The 17,854-nt window shown below is 64.7% G+C and carries 14 protein-coding genes; 11 read left to right on the top strand and 3 right to left on the bottom strand.

What is annotated here, in order from left to right; all coding sequences use genetic code 11:
* Window positions 1-32 precede the first annotated feature (32 nt).
* From F6X62_RS10230 to F6X62_RS10180, 11 genes are all read left to right on the top strand, one after another.
* A complete protein-coding gene (locus tag F6X62_RS10230; protein ID WP_054893119.1) occupies window positions 33-923 on the top strand; it encodes an NAD(+) kinase in 891 nt (296 codons plus the stop codon).
* Entirely contained in the window at window positions 920-1,894 is a 975-nt protein-coding gene (locus F6X62_RS10225; RefSeq protein WP_178117541.1) for a metallophosphoesterase, read from the top strand. Before F6X62_RS10230 ends, F6X62_RS10225 begins: the two co-directional genes overlap by 4 nt.
* Window positions 1,891-2,769, top strand: coding sequence for a rhomboid family intramembrane serine protease (locus F6X62_RS10220; RefSeq protein ID WP_153773415.1), 879 nt, complete (start codon window positions 1,891-1,893; stop codon window positions 2,767-2,769). The genes F6X62_RS10225 and F6X62_RS10220 overlap by 4 nt, the downstream gene beginning before the upstream one ends.
* A gap of 14 nt (window positions 2,770-2,783) precedes the next feature.
* A complete protein-coding gene (locus F6X62_RS10215; RefSeq protein ID WP_054893122.1) occupies window positions 2,784-3,044 on the top strand; it encodes a YeaC family protein in 261 nt (86 codons plus the stop codon).
* The gene (locus F6X62_RS10210; RefSeq protein ID WP_153773414.1) at window positions 3,041-3,871 is read left to right on the top strand and encodes a DUF2797 domain-containing protein; all 831 of its coding nucleotides are present in this window, start codon (window positions 3,041-3,043) and stop codon (window positions 3,869-3,871) included. Before F6X62_RS10215 ends, F6X62_RS10210 begins: the two co-directional genes overlap by 4 nt.
* A 13-nt stretch (window positions 3,872-3,884) precedes the next feature.
* On the top strand, window positions 3,885-6,545 hold the full coding sequence (gene pepN / locus F6X62_RS10205) for an aminopeptidase N (RefSeq protein WP_153773413.1): 2,661 nt from the start codon (window positions 3,885-3,887) through the stop codon (window positions 6,543-6,545).
* 234 nt (window positions 6,546-6,779) lie between these two features.
* Window positions 6,780-7,802: a YCF48-related protein gene (locus F6X62_RS10200; RefSeq protein ID WP_153773412.1), complete on the top strand. Its 1,023-nt coding sequence runs from the start codon at window positions 6,780-6,782 to the stop codon at window positions 7,800-7,802.
* 20 nt (window positions 7,803-7,822) lie between these two features.
* Window positions 7,823-10,195 carry an RND family transporter gene (locus F6X62_RS10195; RefSeq protein WP_370671066.1) on the top strand — a complete coding sequence of 791 codons (2,373 nt, stop codon included), beginning with the start codon at window positions 7,823-7,825 and terminating at the stop codon, window positions 10,193-10,195.
* A gap of 113 nt (window positions 10,196-10,308) precedes the next feature.
* Entirely contained in the window at window positions 10,309-10,599 is a 291-nt protein-coding gene (locus F6X62_RS10190; RefSeq protein ID WP_153773411.1) for a DUF5629 family protein, read from the top strand.
* The gene (locus tag F6X62_RS10185) at window positions 10,565-11,695 is read left to right on the top strand and encodes a lactonase family protein (protein ID WP_371926289.1); all 1,131 of its coding nucleotides are present in this window, start codon (window positions 10,565-10,567) and stop codon (window positions 11,693-11,695) included. The genes F6X62_RS10190 and F6X62_RS10185 overlap by 35 nt, the downstream gene beginning before the upstream one ends.
* 121 nt (window positions 11,696-11,816) lie before the next feature.
* Window positions 11,817-11,996 carry a hypothetical protein gene (locus F6X62_RS10180; protein WP_054893614.1) on the top strand — a complete coding sequence of 60 codons (180 nt, stop codon included), beginning with the start codon at window positions 11,817-11,819 and terminating at the stop codon, window positions 11,994-11,996.
* Between the two features lie 126 nt (window positions 11,997-12,122).
* Here the strand turns inward: F6X62_RS10180 and F6X62_RS10175 are convergent, their stop codons facing one another.
* Genes F6X62_RS10175 through F6X62_RS10165 form a run of 3 tightly spaced genes read right to left on the bottom strand, consistent with a single transcriptional unit; the run spans window position 12,123 to window position 17,589 of the window.
* Window positions 12,123-12,716, bottom strand: a complete 594-nt coding sequence (locus F6X62_RS10175; RefSeq protein ID WP_153773410.1) for a glutathione S-transferase — start codon at window positions 12,714-12,716, stop codon at window positions 12,123-12,125.
* Entirely contained in the window at window positions 12,713-16,357 is a 3,645-nt protein-coding gene (locus tag F6X62_RS10170) for an AAA family ATPase (protein WP_153773409.1), read from the bottom strand. The genes F6X62_RS10175 and F6X62_RS10170 overlap by 4 nt, the downstream gene beginning before the upstream one ends.
* Window positions 16,354-17,589, bottom strand: coding sequence for an exonuclease SbcCD subunit D C-terminal domain-containing protein (locus F6X62_RS10165; protein WP_153773408.1), 1,236 nt, complete (start codon window positions 17,587-17,589; stop codon window positions 16,354-16,356). The genes F6X62_RS10170 and F6X62_RS10165 overlap by 4 nt, the downstream gene beginning before the upstream one ends.
* Window positions 17,590-17,854: the final 265 nt, after the last annotated feature.

Genomic DNA, 17,854 nt, shown 5'->3' with positions numbered 1-17,854 from the left:
TGTCACCCGCCGCAGAGCCTTGCAGGAGCCCCATGGAGCAATTTCGCAATATCGGTATCATCGGACGCCTCGGCAGCTCGCAGGTGCTCGACACCATTCGCCGACTGAAGAAGTTCCTGCTCGAGCGCCACCTGCACGTGATCCTCGAGGACACTATCGCCGAAGTGCTGCCCGGCCACGGCCTGCAGACCTCCACGCGCAAGCTGCTGGGCGAGGTCTGCGACCTGGTCATCGTCGTCGGTGGCGACGGCAGTTTGTTGGGCGCCGCCCGAGCGCTGGCCCGGCATAACATCCCGGTGCTGGGCATCAACCGCGGCAACCTCGGCTTTCTCACCGACATTCGCCCCGACGAGCTGGAAACCAAGGTCGCCGAGGTGCTCGACGGCCACTACCTGGTCGAGAACCGCTTCCTGCTGCAGGCCGAGGTTCGCCGCCACAACGAGGCCATTGGCCAGGGCGACGCGCTCAACGATGTGGTGCTGCACCCGGGCAAGTCGACGCGGATGATCGAGTTCGAGATCTACATCGACGGCCAGTTCGTCTGCAGCCAGAAGGCCGACGGCCTGATCGTCGCCACGCCCACGGGGTCCACCGCCTACGCGCTGTCTGCCGGCGGCCCGATCATGCACCCCAAGCTCGATGCCATCGTCATCGTGCCGATGTACCCGCACACCCTGTCTGGCCGGCCGATCGTGGTCGATGGCAACAGCGAGCTGAAGATCGTGGTCGCCAAGGACCTGCAGATCTACCCACAGGTCTCCTGTGACGGGCAGAACCACTTCACCTGCGCTCCAGGCGACACCATCACGGTGAGCAAGAAGCCACAGAAGCTGCGCCTGATCCATCCGCTGGATCATAACTACTACGAAGTCTGCCGCACCAAGCTTGGCTGGGGCAGTCGCCTGGGGGGCAGGGACGACTGATGCTCGATCCGGCACGCAGTTTCGACATCATCGGCGACGTTCACGGTTGTGCGTTGACCCTCGAACGCCTGCTCGACACCCTTGGCTACACGCGCACGGGCGGTGTCTGGCGCCATCCGCGGCGCCAGGCGCTGTTCCTCGGCGACATCGTCGACCGTGGCCCGCGCATCCGCGAGGCGCTGCATATCGTCCACGACATGGTCGAAGCCGGCCAGGCCCACTGCATCATGGGTAATCACGAGTACAACGCCCTGGGCTGGGTCACGCCGGCGCTCCCCGGCAGCGGCAAGGCCTTCGTGCGTGAGCACACGCCGCGTCATGCCCGCCTGATCGACGAGACCCTCACCCAGTTCGCCCAGCATCCCGGCGACTGGCATGATTTCATCCAGTGGTTCTACACCCTGCCGCTGTTCGTCGACGCCGGGCGTTTCCGTCTGGTGCATGCCTGCTGGGATCATCAACTGATCGCACAGCTGCGCGCCCAGTACCCGGACGGCCGTATCGACGAACACTTCGTGCAGGCCTCGGCGGTGTCGGGAAGCTTCGCCTCGACCGTGTGCAACCGCCTGCTGCGCGGCACCGACATGCGCCTGCCGGACGGCCTCACGCTGACCGGCGGCGACGGTCTGACCCGCGCCTTCTTCCGCACCAAGTTCTGGGAAGAAGACCCACAAACCTATGGCGACATCGTGTTCCAACCTGATGCGCTGCCCGAGGAAGTGGCCCGCGCGCCGCTCAGCCACAGCCAGAAGAACGCCCTGCTGCGTTATTCGGAGGATGAGCCACTGCTGTTCGTCGGCCATTACTGGCGCAGCGGCCACCCCGCGCCGATTCGCGCCAACCTGGCCTGCCTGGACTACAGCGCGGTGCTCTACGGCAAGCTGGCCGCCTACCGGCTGGACGACGAAACCCGCATCGACCCGCACAAGTTCGTCTGGGTCGATGTCGACCGACCGCAGGCCAGCCAATGAACGTGATCGAAGCGATGCGTCTGCCGCTGGGTGTCGACCTCAGTGGTTTCGTTGCCTTGTTGCGGCGCCTCGAGGTGCCTCATCGGGTGGTCGAGGAGGGCAGTGAGCAGGTGCTCTGGGTACCGCCCGCCATGGCCGCGCAGGTGCTCGAGCTCTACCGGCGCTACCCTGACGGCAATGCCGATGTGGAGCCGGTCATGGACGCAGGCTTGCCGGCGAGCGAGCCGGCCCGGCCCCCGCTGAAGGAACAGTTGCGCGCCTGCAAGGTTACCGCTGGGATGCTCCTGCTGTGCATGGCCGTCGTTGGCTTGACCGGCCTGGGCGAAAACCTCTCGACCCTGAGCTGGTTCACCTTCCAGGACTACCAGGTACAGGGCGACTACCTCTATTTCGTGCCGCTGGCCCAGAGCCTGGGCGAGGGCCAGTGGTGGCGCCTGGTGTCGCCCATGCTGCTGCACTTCGGCGTTCTGCACCTGGCCATGAACGGGCTGTGGTACTGGGAGCTGGGGCGGCGCATCGAATTGCGCCAGGGGCCCTGGGCGTTGCTGGCGCTGACCCTGGTGTTCAGCCTGGTGTCGAACCTGGCCCAGCATTTCATCGGCGGCCCGAACCTGTTCGGTGGGCTGTCCGGAGTGCTCTATGGCTTGCTCGGTTACCTCTGGCTCTACCAGTGGCTGGCGCCCACCCCATTGTTCAGCCTGCCTCGTGGCGTGCTGGTGATGATGCTCATCTGGCTGGTGATCTGCCTCAGTGGCGTGGTCGGCCAGCTCGGCTTCGGCCAGATCGCCAATGCCGCACACGTCGGCGGGCTGCTCATCGGATGCCTGACAGGCCTCTTGGGTGGACTGCTTGCCCGGCGTAAACTGTCGGCTTGATTTAGGAGACGCTCATGTCCACTTTCGCGCAAATGATCGAAAACATCACCCCCGAGATCTACCAGAGCCTGAAGACGGCGGTGGAAATCGGCAAATGGTCCGATGGCCGCAAGCTCACCGCCGAGCAGAAGGAGCTGTCGCTGCAGGCGGTGATTGCCTGGGAAATCCAGAACCTGCCCGAGGAAGAGCGCACCGGCTACATGGGGCCGCAGGAATGCGCCTCCAAGTCCGCGCCGATCCCCAACATCCTGTTCAAGTCGGACTCGGTACATTGATCGAACTCGCTCGTGGCTCCTTGAGCAAGATGGCGGTGCGTCTCGAAGCACCGGTCGTGCAGTACAGCTTTCGCCTCGGTGAGGAGCAGGTGCCGGTCAACCCGTTGATCGGCCAGTCGCTGCGTCTGGAATACCTCGGTGCGATCCACTGCACCCATTGCGGCAAGCGCACCAAGTCCAGTTTCAGCCAGGGCTACTGCTACCCCTGCATGACCAAGCTGGCCCAGTGCGATGTGTGCATCATGGCCCCTGAACGCTGCCACTACGACGCCGGCACCTGCCGCGAGCCGTCGTGGGGCGAGCAGTTCTGCATGACCGACCATGTGGTGTACCTGGCCAACTCGTCGGGCATCAAGGTGGGCATTACCCGTGCCACGCAACTGCCCACCCGCTGGCTCGACCAGGGCGCCAGCCAGGCACTGCCGATCATGCGCGTGGCCACTCGCCAGCAGTCGGGCCTGGTCGAAGACCTGCTGCGCAGCCAGGTACCGGACCGCACCAACTGGCGCACCCTGCTCAAGGGCGATGCCGAGGTACTGGACCTGGTCGCGGTGCGCGAACAGATCTTCGATGCCTGCGCCGAAGGCCTGCGCGAGCTGCAAGGCCGCTTCGGCCTGCAGGCGATCCAACCGCTGCCCGACGCCGAAGTGGTCGAGATGCGCTACCCGGTCCAGGCCTACCCGAAGAAGATCGTCAGCTTCAACCTGGACAAGGATCCGGTGGTGGAAGGCACGCTGCTGGGCATCAAGGGCCAGTACCTGATCTTCGACACCGGCGTGATCAATATTCGCAAGTACACGGCCTACCAGCTGGCCGTGCTCCAGTAAAAGGATCGTCACCATGCGTACCGAACAACCGCAAGTGATCTACCTCAAGGACTATCAGGCGCCCGAGTACCTGATCGACGAGACGCACCTGACCTTCGAGCTGTTCGAGGACCACACGCTGGTCCATGCGCAACTGGTCATGCGCCGCAACCCCGAGCGCGGCGCCGGCTTGCCGCCGCTGGTGCTCGATGGCCAGCAGCTGGAGCTGCAGCGCGCCGCGCTGGATGACCAGGAGCTGCAGGCCGGTGACTACCAGCTCGATGACAGCAGCCTGACCCTCCACCCCAAATCTGAGCGCTTCACCCTCGACACCAGCGTGAAGATTCACCCGGAAAGCAACACCGCGCTGGAAGGCCTGTACAAGTCCGGCAAGATGTTCTGCACCCAGTGCGAAGCCGAAGGTTTCCGCAAGATCACCTACTACCTCGACCGCCCGGATGTGATGAGCACCTTCACCACCACGGTGATCGCCGAGCAGCACCGCTACCCTGTGCTGCTGTCCAATGGCAACCCGGTCGGCAGCGGCCCGGCAGAAGACGGCCGTCACTGGGCAACCTGGGAAGACCCGTTCAAGAAGCCGGCCTACCTCTTTGCGCTGGTCGCGGGCGATCTCTGGTGCGTCGAGGACAGCTTCACCCGCCAGTCGGGTCGCGACGTGACCCTGCGCATCTACGTCGAACCCGAGAACATCGACAAGTGCGACCACGCGATGGTCAGCCTGAAGAAGTCCATGCGCTGGGACGAAGAGGTCTATGGCCGTGAATACGACCTGGACATCTTCATGATCGTGGCGGTCAACGACTTCAACATGGGCGCCATGGAAAACAAGGGCCTGAACATCTTCAACTCCAGTTGCGTGCTGGCCCGCGCCGAAACCGCCACCGATGCCGCCCACCAGCGCATCGAAGGGGTGGTCGCCCACGAGTACTTCCACAACTGGTCGGGCAACCGCGTGACCTGCCGCGACTGGTTCCAACTGTCGCTCAAGGAAGGCTTCACGGTGTTCCGCGATGCCGAGTTCAGCGCCGACATGAACTCGCGCACGGTCAAGCGCATCGAGGACGTCGCCTACCTGCGCACCCACCAGTTCGCCGAAGATGCCGGGCCCATGGCCCATCCGGTGCGCCCGGACAGCTTCATCGAGATTTCCAACTTCTACACCCTGACCGTGTACGAGAAGGGCGCCGAAGTGGTAGGCATGGTCCGTACCCTGCTGGGCGCCGAGGGCTTCCGCAAGGGCAGCGACCTGTACTTCGAGCGTCATGATGGCCAGGCGGTGACCACCGACGACTTCATCAAGGCCATGGAAGACGCCAACGGCGTCGACCTGACCCAGTTCAAGCGCTGGTACAGCCAGGCTGGCACGCCGCGTCTTGAGGTCAGCGAAACCTACGATGCCGCGGCGCAGACCTACAGCCTGACCTTCCGTCAGAGCTGCCCGCAGACGCCGGACAAGCTTGACAAGCTGCCATTCGTGATTCCGGTGGCGTTGGGGCTGCTCGATGCCCAGGGCAATGACCTGCCGCTGCAATTGGCCGGTGAAACGGCTGCCGATGTCGCTACCCAGCGCGTACTGTCGGTGACCGAGGCCGAGCAGACCTTCACCTTCCAGGGCATCGTCGCCAAGCCGCTTCCGTCGTTGCTGCGTGGCTTCAGTGCGCCGGTCAAGCTGAGCTTCCCCTACGACCGCGACCAGTTGATGTTCCTCATGCAGCACGACAGCGACGGCTTCAACCGCTGGGAAGCGGGCCAGCAGCTGGCCGTGCAGGTGCTGCAGGAGTTGATCGGCCAGCATCAGCGCGGCGAAGCGCTGAAACTCGACCCACGGCTGATCACCGCCTTGGGTACGGTGCTGGGCAACGAGTCGCTGGACCCGGCCATGGTCGCCGAGATGCTATCGCTGCCCGGCGAGGCCTACCTCACCGAAATCAGCCAGGTGGCTGACGTCGACGCGATTCACGCGGCCCGCGAGTTCGCCCGCAAGCAGATCGCCGAGCAGTTGTTCGATGCGCTGTGGGCGCGCTACCAGGCCAACCGCCAGGTGTCGCGCAGCACTGCTTATGTAGCCGCAGCCGAGCACTTCGCCCGCCGCAGCCTGCAGAACATCGCGCTGTCGTACCTGATGCTCACCGGCAAGTCGCAGGTGCTGGAAGCGACCCTCGAGCAGTTCGAGCACGCCGACAACATGACCGAGCGCCTGACCGCGCTGGCAGTGCTGGTCAACTCGCCGTTCGAAGCCGAGCGCGCCAAGGCGCTCGAGGCCTTCGCCGAGCACTTCAAGGACAACCCCCTGGTCATGGACCAGTGGTTCAGCGTGCAGGCGGCAAGCAGCCTTCCGGGCGGGCTGGCGCGGGTCAAGGCGTTGATGCAGCACCCGGCCTTCACCCTGAAGAACCCGAACAAGGTGCGCGCGCTGGTTGGCGCCTTTGCCGGGCAGAACCTGGTCAACTTCCACGCCGGCGACGGTTCGGGTTATCGCTTCCTGGCGGACCTGGTGATCGAGCTCAACGCGCTCAATCCGCAGATCGCCTCGCGCCAACTGGCGCCGCTGACCCGCTGGCGCAAGTACGATGCTGCGCGTCAGGCGCTGATGAAGGGCGAGCTGGAGCGGATTCTCGCTTCCGGGGCACTGTCCAGTGATGTGTATGAGGTGGTGAGCAAGAGCCTGGCTTGATTCACTTTTAAACCGGGCTGGCCTATTCGCGGGCAAGCCCGCTCCCACAAGGATCAGGGAGCGGGCTTGCCCGCGATGCTTTTTGGCGGTTAACAAAACATAACGTCCCGCCCGTTGTGTTCGCGCGATTTTCCCCGATAGGATGGCCCAAAGCTATTGCAGGGCTCTGGATCAAGGGTTTTCGCAGTACCTGCAAGGCATTGACCCACTACAAGAACACAACAGGGGGCGGTCATGAGGGAATGGCTGAAGGCGGATGCCAGGCGCGGAGCCTTGGCGTTGACGGCCAGCGCATTACTGGCGCTGGGCACATGGGCAGGTACCGCACAGGCCGCGGCCGTGGCCGAATATTCGGTGGAATCGGCCAAGGCCAGCCAGAGCCTGCTGATCGACGCCGTGCACGCCGGCAAGCGCCTGGTGGTGGTCGGCGATCGCGGCCATATCCTGTTCTCCGACGACCAGGGCAAGACCTGGACTCAGGCTCGGGTGCCAACCCGTCAACTGCTCACCGCCGTGTTCTTCCTCGACGACAAGCGTGGTTGGGCAGTCGGCCATGACGCGCAGATTCTCGCCAGCAGCGACGGCGGTGCGACCTGGAGCAAGCAGTTCGAAGACCTCTCCCGTGAAGCCCCGCTGCTCGATGTGCGTTTCGTCGATGCCCAGCACGGCTTCGCCGTCGGCGCCTATGGTGCGCTGCTGGAAACCACCGACGGTGGGCAGAACTGGCAGGACGTCGCCGAGCGTCTCGACAACCCCGACCAGTTGCACCTCAATGGCATCACCCAGGTGAAGGATGCCGGCCTGTTCATCGTGGGCGAGCAGGGCAGCATGTTCCGCTCCAGCGACGACGGCCAGACCTGGTCGCACGTCGAAAGCCCCTACGAGGGTTCGCTGTTCGGCGTGACCGGCACTGGGCAAGCGCACACGCTGCTGGCTTACGGGCTGCGCGGCAACCTGTTCCGCTCCACCGACTTTGGCGACACCTGGCAAGCCATCCCGCTGGAGGCGGGACGGGGGGCGCTCGAATTCGGCCTGGCAAACGCTACGCTTCTCGATGATGGCAGCCTCGTCGTGGTCGGCAACGGTGGGAGCGTGCTACGCAGTCGCGACGACGGTGAGACGTTCACGGTCTACAACCGCGTCGATCGCATCGCGCTGTCCGGTGTCAGCGGTCTGGCCGATGGCGGCCTGCTGCTGGTGGGGCAGGGTGGCGTACACCTGGCCACCGCCGAAGGCGCCGAGGAGGCTCGGCCATGACCCGTCCGGAGAATTTCAACATGCCCCACCACAAGGACAAGGCCACCCTGCTCGAGCGGCTGATCTTCAACAACCGCCCCGTGGTCATCGCCCTGTGCGTGCTGGTGAGCATCTTCCTGTTCTGGCAGGCCACGCAGATTCGCCCCTCCACCAGCTTCGAGAAGATGATCCCGCTGCAGCACCCGTTCATCGAACAGATGATGGAGCACCGCAATGACCTGGCCAACCTCGGCAACACCGTGCGTATCTCGGTCGAGGCGGTCAACGGCGACATCTTCGACAAGGACTACATGGAGACCCTGCGCCAGATCCACGACGAGGTGTTCTACATCCCCGGCGTCGACCGTGCCGGGCTGAAGTCGTTGTGGAGCCCGAGCGTGCGCTGGAGCGAGGTGACCGAGGAAGGTTTCTCTGGCGGCGAGGTGATCCCCAACACCTACAATGGCTCGCAGGACAGCCTCGACACCTTGCGTGACAACGTGCTCAAGTCTGGCCAGGTCGGGCGCCTGGTGGCCAACAACTTCAAGTCGAGCATCGTCGACATTCCGCTGCTGGAAAACTTCCCCGACCCGCAAGACCCGGGCAAGCTGACCAAGCTGGACTACCAGAAATTCTCCCACCAGCTGGAAGAGAAGATCCGCGACAAGTTCCAGGCGCAGAACCCGAACGTGAAGATCCACATCGTCGGCTTCGCCAAGAAGGTCGGTGACCTGATCGACGGCCTGGTGATGGTGGCGATGTTCTTCGGGGTTGCGCTGGTCATCACCTGGGCGTTGCTGTACTGGTTCACCTGGTGCATTCGCAGCACCATCGCCGTGCTCATCACCACGCTGGTGGCGGTGGTATGGCAGCTAGGGCTGATGCATGCGGTCGGCTTCGGCCTCGATCCTTACTCGATGCTGGTGCCGTTCCTGATCTTCGCCATCGGTATCTCCCACGGGGTGCAGAAGATCAACGGCATCGCCTTGCAGTCCAGCGATGCCGACAACGCCCTGACCGCAGCGCGGCGCACCTTCCGCCAGTTGTTCCTGCCGGGGATGATCGCCATCCTCGCCGACGCCGTGGGCTTCATCACCTTGCTGATCATCGACATTGGCGTGATCCGCGAACTGGCCATCGGGGCCTCGATCGGTGTGGCGGTCATCGTCTTCACCAACCTGATCCTGCTGCCGGTCGCGATCAGCTACGTCGGCATCAGCCAGAAGGCCATCGCCCGCAGCAAGAAGGACGCGGTCTGCGAGCACCCGTTCTGGCGCCTGCTTTCGAACTTCGCCAGCCCCAAGGTGGCGCCGGTGTCGATCGCACTCGCGCTGGTCGCCTTTGCCGGCGGTCTCTGGTACAGCCAGAACCTGAAGATCGGCGACCTCGACCAGGGCGCGCCGGAGCTGCGTCCGGATTCGCGCTACAACCAGGACAACAGCTTCATCATCAACAACTACTCGACCAGTTCGGATGTGCTGGTGATCATGGTCAAGACCCCGGCAGAGAGCTGCTCGATCCACTCGACCATGGCGCCGATCGACGAGCTGATGTGGACCATGGACAACACGCCGGGCGTGCAGTCGACCATCTCCCTGGTGACCGTGTCCAAGCAGGTCATCAAGGGCATGAACGAGGGCAGCCTGAAGTGGGAGACCCTCTCGCGCAACCCGGACATCCTCAACAACTCCATCGCCCGCGCAGACGGCCTGTACAACGCCGACTGCTCGCTGGCGCCGGTGCTGGTGTTCCTCAACGACCACAAGGCCGAGACCCTCGAGCGCGTCACCACGGCGGCCAAGGCCTTTGCCGATGCGCACAACAAGGAAGGCCTGCAGTTCCTCATGGCGGCCGGTAACGCCGGCATCGAGGCGGCCACCAACGAGGTGATCAAGTCGGCCGAGCTGACCATCCTGATCCTGGTGTACATCTGCGTGGCGGTGATGTGCATGATCACCTTCCGCTCCTTCGCCGCCACCCTGTGCATCGTTCTGCCGCTGGTCCTGACCTCGGTACTGGGCAACGCGCTGATGGCGTTCATGGGCATTGGCGTGAAGGTCGCGACGCTGCCGGTGGTCGCCCTCGGCGTGGGCATCGGTGTGGACTACGGCATCTACATCTACAGCCGTCTGGAAAGCTTCCTGCGCGCGGGCCTGCCGCTGCAGGAAGCCTATTACGAGACCCTGCGCTCCACCGGCAAGGCGGTGCTGTTCACCGGCTTGTGCCTGGCGATCGGCGTGTGCACCTGGATTTTCTCGGCGATCAAGTTCCAGGCCGACATGGGCCTGATGCTGACCTTCATGCTGCTGTGGAACATGTTCGGCGCGTTGTGGCTGCTGCCGGCGCTGGCACGGTTCCTGATCAAGCCCGAGAAGATGGTGGGCAAGGAGGGGGGCTCGATCTTCGCCCATTGAGGAAACTGACGCTATTCGTGCAGGAGCGGCGCAAGGCCGCTCCTGCACAGTTTCAAGGCCTCTTGCAGTGATCCGAAGATATAATGGCCACCTTCCTACCCCAAGGTGCACCCATGCCCCCTCTCGCAACCGCCCTGCAAACCTGCGACATGCTCCTGATCGACGGCCTGCACGCCTTCGAATTCACCTGCGACAGCTCTGGCCTCACCATCGAATGCATGGACGGGCGCCAGTTGCGCCGCTGGAGCTTCACCCCCGAACAGATCGCCGCTGCGCGGGCAGAGGGGAACGATTGGCTGCTCGACGATGCCCAAGCAGAACACCGTCTAGTCTTGATGAGTGCGTTTCGCGCCCCGGAAGATGACGAAGATGAAGCTGACCTCCAAGAGCCTGCTGACCGCTAGTCTGATGAGCCTGTCGATCCACACCCAGGCTGCCACCTTGCTGGTCGGCAGTTACACCGAAGGTGCCAGCCAAGGCATCTACCGTTATCAATTCGATCCGCGCAGCGGCCGGATCGCCACGCCAGCCCAGCAAGTGGTCAAGGCTGTCAGCCCGTCCTGGCTGGTGCTGTCTGCCGACCAGCGTCAACTGTTCGCAGTGAACGAGACGCCCGCGGGCCACATCAGCAGCTTTGGCGTGAGTGGCAAAGGCGAGATAACGCCGCTGAACCAGGTCGCCAGCCTGGGCGATGAACCGACCCACGCCAGCCTCAGTCACGATCAGCGCTACCTGTTCGTCGCCAACTACGCCGTGGCGCCCGATCCTGGCGGTAGCCTGGTGGTGATCCCGGTGGCGCGCGACGGCAAGCTCAAGGCGGTGCTACAGCAGCTGCGCCATGCCCCGAGCAAGGTCAATTCCGAGCGCCAGGCCGGCGCCCATGTGCACTCGGTGGTTCAGTCGCCCGATGGCCGCCATCTTTATGCCAGTGACTTGGGCGCCGACAAGGTGTTCATCTACCGCTACGACGGCGCCAGTACCGACCGGCCGCTGAGCCCGGCGATACCCGCGTTCGTCACCTTGCCGCCAGGCAGCGGGCCACGGCACCTGCTGTTCGATGCCAAGGGACGGCATGCCTACCTCACGCTGGAAATGAGTGCCGAGGTGGTGGCCTTCGACGTTCTGGACGGTGCGTTGCTCGAGCGTCAGCGCCTGCCGTTGACCGACAGCACCGAACCTGCCGCCAAGGCCGCGGGCGGCCTGCACTTGTCCGCCGATGGACGTTTCCTGTACGTCAGCAACCGCGGCAGCGCCAACCAGATCGTGGTCTACGCCGTGGGCAAGGACGACGGCCAGTTGACCTTGCTGCAGCGTCGCTCGGTGGAAGGCGATCACCCCCGGGAATTCACCCTGGATCCAAGCGGCGACTTCCTGCTGGTGGCCAACCAGAAGAGCAACCAGATCGTGGTCATGCGCCGTGATCCGCGCAGCGGCAAGCTTGGCGAAACGGTGCAGGCACTGCCCCAGGACGCGCCTTCGGACCTGAAGTTTCTCGATTGACTATCAATCGGCTTGATAATCGCTACTGCTGCAATGAATTTCAGCCAAGCGCCTCGTCGGCGTAAGTTTGACCCAAGGCCCAAGAGGGCCACTGTCAAACAGCGAAGACGAGGACACACCGATGAACTTCAACCTCTTCCCGGTCATTGCCGCTTCTGCCATTTCCGCTTCCGTCGTGCTGCCGGTCCATGCCCAGTCGGAAAGCCGCAGCAAAACTGTCGAAACCCACAGCTACACCGAGCAGTACCTGCGCCAGAGTGCCCATTTCCACGCAGCCCTGAGTGCCAAGCACAGCAGCTGATCGACCCCTGACAGGTTTTTGTGGGAGCGGGCTTGCTTGCGAAGCAGTCACCACGGTGCCATGGCACCGACTCCGCCGGTGTTTGCGAGCAAGCCTACTCCCACAGAAACCTGGTCAATGCGTTTTTCAGCGGGCCATGATCGCCTTGAACAGGTCCGACGCCAGCCATCCCTGCAACCAGCTCCGCACCCGCGGATAAGCCGCCTCGGCGAACCACTGAGGTTCGACCCCGGCGAACTGGCGCAGCAATGGCAGCAACGCGGCATCGGCCAGGCTTGGGTGGTTCGCCAGCAGGAAAGGCCTGTTCTCGAGCAGGCCTTCGAGCTCCGCCAGCCAGGCTTCGGCCTGCTGGCGGTAATGCTCGCGTGAATGCTCCGGGTAGCGCTCGGCGTATTTGTACAGGTTGACCTGCGCCTTGAAATCCCGGTCATTGCGCGCGATCAGCGCTTCGCCCCGTTCAGCCGCCAGTGGATCGGCCAGCAGCCGCCAGTCTTGCGGGTCGTCTTGCGCCAGCGCCCAGCGCATGATGTCCAGACTCTCCTCCAGCACCCGTTCCCCGGTATCGAGCACCGGCACCGTGCCCTTGGGCGAAAGGGCCAGCAGTTCGGCCGGCTTGGCCTTGAGCGCTACCTCGCGAACTTCCACGTCACAGCCTGCATAACGCAGGGCCAGGCGCGCACGCATGGCCCAGGGGCAACGGCGGAATGAATAGAGGATCACCCGCAGACCTCGACATCGCTCAGGCCATTGCCCTGGCGGCGTACCTGGATCTGCACCGGAATGCGCTCATGCATCTCCTGCACGTGGGAAATCACCGCGACCTTGCGCCCCTGGGCCTGCAGGCCGTCGAGCGCATCCATCGCCAGCTGCAACGACTCGGGGTCCAGGCTGCCGAAGCCTTCGTCGATGAACAGCGACTCGATGCGCAGGGTGCTCGAGGCCATCGACGCCAGCCCCAGTGCCAGTGCCAGCGAGACCAGGAAGGTCTCACCGCCCGACAGCGAGTGCACCGAGCGCAGTTCGTCGCCCATCTCGGTGTCCAGCACCAGCAGGCCGAGGGCGCTGCCACCGCGCTTGAGACGATAGCGCCGGGCCAACTGGCGCAACTGATTGTTGGCGTGGTGCAGCAGCAGGTCGAGGTTGTAGCCCTGGGCGATCTTGCGGAACACATCGCCTGAGGCCGAGCCGATCAGGTCATTGAGCCGGCCCCAGCGCTGGCGCTCGCCACGGGCCTTGTCGATGTCGTCGGCGAGTGCCTGGTGCGCCTGCTGGCGACGCTGGTCGTCGGCCTGTTGGGCGCGCAGTTCGGCGCAGTGCTGTTCGTGGATGGCCAGTTGCTCGCGCAGTTCCCCAAGGCTCTGCTGCAGGTCTTCGGCCGACGTCTGGACGGTCGAATCGGCGCTGTGCTGTTGCAGGCGCTGTTCGCGCTCGTGCAGCAGCACCCGCGCCTGCTCGACGGCCTTGTCGGCGTCCTGCAGGTGCTGGCGCAGCGCGCTGACGGCGGCGTCGTCGATGGCCAGCAGGCGCTCCAGACCGACGTCGTCCAGCTCAGGGTGCTCGGCGCGCCATTGGGCGATGTCGCCGTGCAGTTGTTGGTGTTCCTGTTCCAGTGCCTGCTGGCGATTGCCGTTGGCCTTGAGCTCACTGGCCAACTGCACGCCTTGGGTGCGCAGCGTCTGCAGGTGTTGTGCGGTATCGGCGTCGAGCGCACGGGCCTGCTCCAGTTGCGCCTCCATATGCTGTTGCCAGGCTTCGGCGCTGGGCTGTTCGCCAAGCAACTCGGCCAGCGCGGCCTGGGCCTGCTGTCGCTGGGCCTCAAGGGCGGCGAGTTGCTGGCGCAATTGTTCCTGGGTATTCAGCCGTGCTTGATGCTGGTCGCGCAGCTTGTCCAGCTGGAGTTGGCGTGCCTGCTGTTCTTCCTGTTCGTCCTTGCGCTGTTCGAGCTGCTGCAGGCGCTGGGTGATCTGCTGGTCGAGGGCGACGAACGCGTGGGTCGGGTCGTCGCTCAGGGCCTTGAGCACGTCGTCCGGCAGCACGCTGGCGAGGTCCTTCAGCCCTTGTTCCAGTTGCTGCTCGTCGTTGGCCAAGGCCTGGTGCTGTTGTTCCAGATGGCGCTGGGCCTGTTGCTGGGCCTCTTGCGCCGCTTGCAACTGCTGGGTGAGGCGGGCGGCGTCCTTTTGCAGGGCGAGCAGGGCGCTCTGGCGCTTCTCGTCCTTGCCGATTTCCTCGTCCAGGCGCCGCAGCTGGCTGTCGAGCCAGGCGCTGCGAGCCTTGTCGTCCTGCGGTGCCAGGGCTGGCCACAGACTGTGGGCCTGCACCTGTGCGACCAAGGGCTGCAGCTGTTCGCCGAGTTGCTGTTGCTGCTGTTGGAAATCCTTGAGCTGGGCGTTGATCACGCCCAGCTGGGTGCGCAGCTCCACCAGTTGACCGTTGAGGGCCTCGACCTGTTGCTGCGCGGCCTCTTCTTCGGCCTGGTCATGGCGGCCGAGGCTCTGCAGCAGCGCTTCGGGCTGGTGGAACGGATGCTCAGCGCTGCCGCACACCGGGCAGGGTTCGCCGTCGCGCAGTTGGCCGCGCAGTTCTTCGACGCTGGTGTTGCGCGCCAGGCGTTGGCGATCGAGCAACTGGCGAGTGAGGGCGAGCGCCTGTTCTGCCGTTTCCAGCCGGGCCTTGGCCGATGTGCCATCGCTGATCAGTTGCTGGCGCTGCTGCATGGCCTGTTGCTGCCGCTCACGCAGGGCGTCGAGCTGCTGGCGCAGTTCCATCTCGCGACCGTGCAGGCGCGACAGTTCCTCGACAGCACGCTGCTGCTTGCGGTTGTCCTGCAGCATGCCGCCGAGCAGGTCGATCTGTTCGGCCAGGGCCTGGGGTTCGGCCTTGGCTTCGCGGAACAGCAGCTCGAAACTATCGCGCTGATTTTGCAGCTGGGTATTGGCCTGGCTGGCCTGCGCCTGCAAGCCTGGCAGTTCTTCGCGACCCTTGGCCAGACGGCCGCCGATCAGCATCACCTGCTTGAGCTGCGGCAGGTAGGCCTGCCAGGCATTGGCCAGGCCCGCCAGGTGTTGGCTGTCGGCCAGCGCGGTGTCGATCAGGGCCAGTTGTTCCAGGCTGCGCTGCTGGTTCTGTTCCAACTGCTGCAGGTGCTGCTGGCTTTCGGCAAGGTCCTGCTCACCCTGCTGGCAGGCCGAGTGCTGTTTCGCCAGGTCCTGGTCGAGGCGGGCGAGGCCGTCCTGGGCGGCAAAGGCCTGGCGCAGGCGAGGGGCGTTCTCGCCGTGCTGCGCCTGGCATTGCGCGAGCGCGTCGCGTGCCGCGAGCTGCGCCTGCTCCAGTTCGCCAGTACGGGTGTGCAGTTCGGTCTGCTGGCGTACCTGCTCGGCGATTTCGGCGGCCAGCGGCGCGAGCTGGGCGGCCAGGGCCAGCTGACGGTGGAACTGATGGCGCTGCGGGGCCAGGCGCTCCAGGCGTTGCAGGTCGATACGCTGCTCGCTGAGCTGTGCGCTGGCGTGCTCGGCGGCCTTGAGCGCTTCACTGGCCTCGGCGTGTTGGGCCAGCAGGCGCTGTTGTTCGCTGAGCCAGGCGCACTGTTGTTCAAGCTGCCGCTCGCGCGCCTGTTCGCCCTTGAAGTGCTGTTGTGCCTGCTCCAGGCGCAGGTCAAGTTCGGCACGGGCCTCGGCGGCCAGCGGCAGCAGGTGGCTGGCGCGATCCTCAAGATCCTTGAGCGTTTCGGCAGCCTCGCGCGAGCGGGTGAAGGCGCGCTGCCCGAGGCGGGTATAGATGGCCGTGTTGGTGAGCTTTTCCAGCAGTTCGCTGCGCTCGCGATCGTCGGCCTTGAGGAAGGCACCGAACTCGCTCTGGGCCAGCATCACCGCTCGGGTGAACTGCTCGAAATTCAGCCCCAGGCGTGCTTCGGCCAGTTGCTTGTATTCGTTCTTGCCGCTGGCCAGCAGTTGTTCGCCGTCCAGGTCGTAGAAGCTCTGGCGGCTGTGCTGCAATTTACCGTTGGCCTTGTCACGCGCTCGGTTGGCTTCCCAGCGGGCGCGGTAGCGCTTGCCATCGATGCCGACGAAATCGACCTCGGCAAAGCCGCTGCCGGTGCCACGGCGCAACAGGTTGCGCGGATCGGAGGTGGGGATTTCGCCGTCGGCGTCCGGCACCTTGGCTTCGCGGCCGATCTCGTTCAGACGTGGCACCGTACCGAACAGGGCCAGGCACAGGGCGTCGAGCAGAGTGCTCTTGCCTGCGCCGGTCGGGCCGGTGATGGCGAACAACCCGGCGCTGGCCAAGGGCTCGGCAGTGAAGTCGATGTCGATGGGGCCGGCCAGGGAGGCAAGGTTCTTCAGGCGGATGGCCAGGATCTTCATGGCTGCTCCTCCAGTTGCACGTCCTGCAGCAGCAGGGCGAAGTCGCTCAGGGTCTGTTCATCGACGGGGCTGCCGTAGGCCTGCTCCCAAGCGCGGCCGAACAGGTCCTGTGGGGTCATCTGCGACAGCTCGACGAAGGCCTGTGCGTCCTCGTCCTGAGCGTTGCGCCCAGCATATTCGGCGCTGATGCGCACCAGGCGCACTGCCTTGCCCTGCAGTGCGCTTTCGATCTGTTGGCGCAGGTCGGGCTGCGGTTCGTCCAGGTGTACCCGCACTTCCAGCCACGGCTGGCGGTTGGGGTCTTCGAGGAGGTCGATCACCGGCAGGTCGGCAAGCTGCTCGAGCAGTTCGCCGAGCGGTGCCGGGCCCATGCGCTGCAAGGCCACGGCCCGCGGTACCAGGCGCGGTTCGACGCTGAGCAGCTCGGTGCCGTCCAGCTCGATCTCCAGTACCTGGTGCGGGTAGTTGATCTCGGCGAACGACAGCGGGATAGGCGCGCCGCTGTAGCGGATGCGGTTCTCCCGGTTGACCTTCTGTGGCTTGTGCAGGTGGCCCAGGGCGACGTAGCTGATGGCCTTGTCGAACAACCGCGCCGGCAGGGCTTCGGCATTGCCGATGATCAGGCTGCGCTCGGAGTCTTCGGAAATCGAGCCGCCGGCCATGTGGGCGTGGCTGATGGCGATCAGCGCCTGGTCCTTCTTGCGCTTGCCAAGGGCGGCGGCGATCAGTTGTTGATGCACCTGGGTGATGCCTTGCAGGTAGTCATCGCCCAGTTGCGGGCCGGTGACTTCTGCCGGGCGCAGGAAGGGCAGGGCCAGGCACCAGGCACAGACCTTGCCGCGGGCGTTGGTCAGCGGGATCAGCAGGCGTTCGGCGTCGAGCTGGCCTTCGTCGAGCCAGTGCACGCGGCCCAGGGCGTGAGTGCGCAGGCGGCGCATCAGGGCGGCGGGCAATTCGATGCGCGAGCCGGAGTCGTGGTTGCCGGCGATCATCACGATGTCCAGCTTGGGCTGCTGTTCGTGGGCCTGGACGATGAAGTCGTAGAGGCGCTCCTGGGCTTTGACCGGTGGGTTGACCGTGTCGAAGATATCCCCGGCGATCAGCAGCGCGTCGGGTTGGCGCAGGCGCAGCTGGCCGAGCAGCCAGTCGAGGAAGCAGGCGTGTTCGAAGTCGCGTTCCTGGCCATGGAGGCTCTGGCCCAGGTGCCAGTCGGAGGTGTGAAACAGACGCATGGAGGACCTGTTGGTGTCGAATCAAGCGAGCGGCCGGGGCTGCGCTTGGGATGGGGTCTCGGAGGGTGGGTATGGTAACCCAAGTGGCTGCGCAGGTTCGCTTTTGCTGTGGCTGCGAGGTCGCCAGGCGAAGTGTTTGCGTAGAGGCTGATAGGTGTTCGCCGAAAGATTTTTGGTGCCCATGAGATCGAGCGCCGCCCGCGCGGCGCTTCGCGGGCAAGTCGGAGCGCCGAACCGCCGCCCCTACAGTTTGTTTCGGGCCAGT

It is taken from the genome of Pseudomonas sp. MNR3A, assembly GCF_009650575.1.
Taxonomy (GTDB): domain Bacteria; phylum Pseudomonadota; class Gammaproteobacteria; order Pseudomonadales; family Pseudomonadaceae; genus Aquipseudomonas; species Aquipseudomonas machongensis.
This window is presented reverse-complemented; position numbering and strand designations above follow the sequence as displayed.

Bases quoted from the DNA above. Each gene is read 5' to 3' on its own strand.
- F6X62_RS10230 (WP_054893119.1), top strand. From the start codon at position 33: ATGGAGCAATTTCGCAATATCGGTATCATCGGACGCCTCGGCAGCTCG.
- F6X62_RS10220 (WP_153773415.1), top strand. From the start codon at position 1,891: ATGAACGTGATCGAAGCGATGCGTCTGCCGCTGGGTGTCGACCTCAGT.
- F6X62_RS10215 (WP_054893122.1), top strand. From the start codon at position 2,784: ATGTCCACTTTCGCGCAAATGATCGAAAACATCACCCCCGAGATCTAC.
- pepN (WP_153773413.1), top strand. From the start codon at position 3,885: ATGCGTACCGAACAACCGCAAGTGATCTACCTCAAGGACTATCAGGCG.
- F6X62_RS10200 (WP_153773412.1), top strand. From the start codon at position 6,780: ATGAGGGAATGGCTGAAGGCGGATGCCAGGCGCGGAGCCTTGGCGTTG.
- F6X62_RS10195 (WP_370671066.1), top strand. From the start codon at position 7,823: ATGCCCCACCACAAGGACAAGGCCACCCTGCTCGAGCGGCTGATCTTC.
- F6X62_RS10190 (WP_153773411.1), top strand. From the start codon at position 10,309: ATGCCCCCTCTCGCAACCGCCCTGCAAACCTGCGACATGCTCCTGATC.
- F6X62_RS10185 (WP_371926289.1), top strand. From the start codon at position 10,565: ATGAAGCTGACCTCCAAGAGCCTGCTGACCGCTAGTCTGATGAGCCTG.
- F6X62_RS10180 (WP_054893614.1), top strand. From the start codon at position 11,817: ATGAACTTCAACCTCTTCCCGGTCATTGCCGCTTCTGCCATTTCCGCT.
- F6X62_RS10170 (WP_153773409.1), bottom strand. From the start codon at position 16,357: ATGAAGATCCTGGCCATCCGCCTGAAGAACCTTGCCTCCCTGGCCGGC.
- F6X62_RS10165 (WP_153773408.1), bottom strand. From the start codon at position 17,589: ATGCGTCTGTTTCACACCTCCGACTGGCACCTGGGCCAGAGCCTCCAT.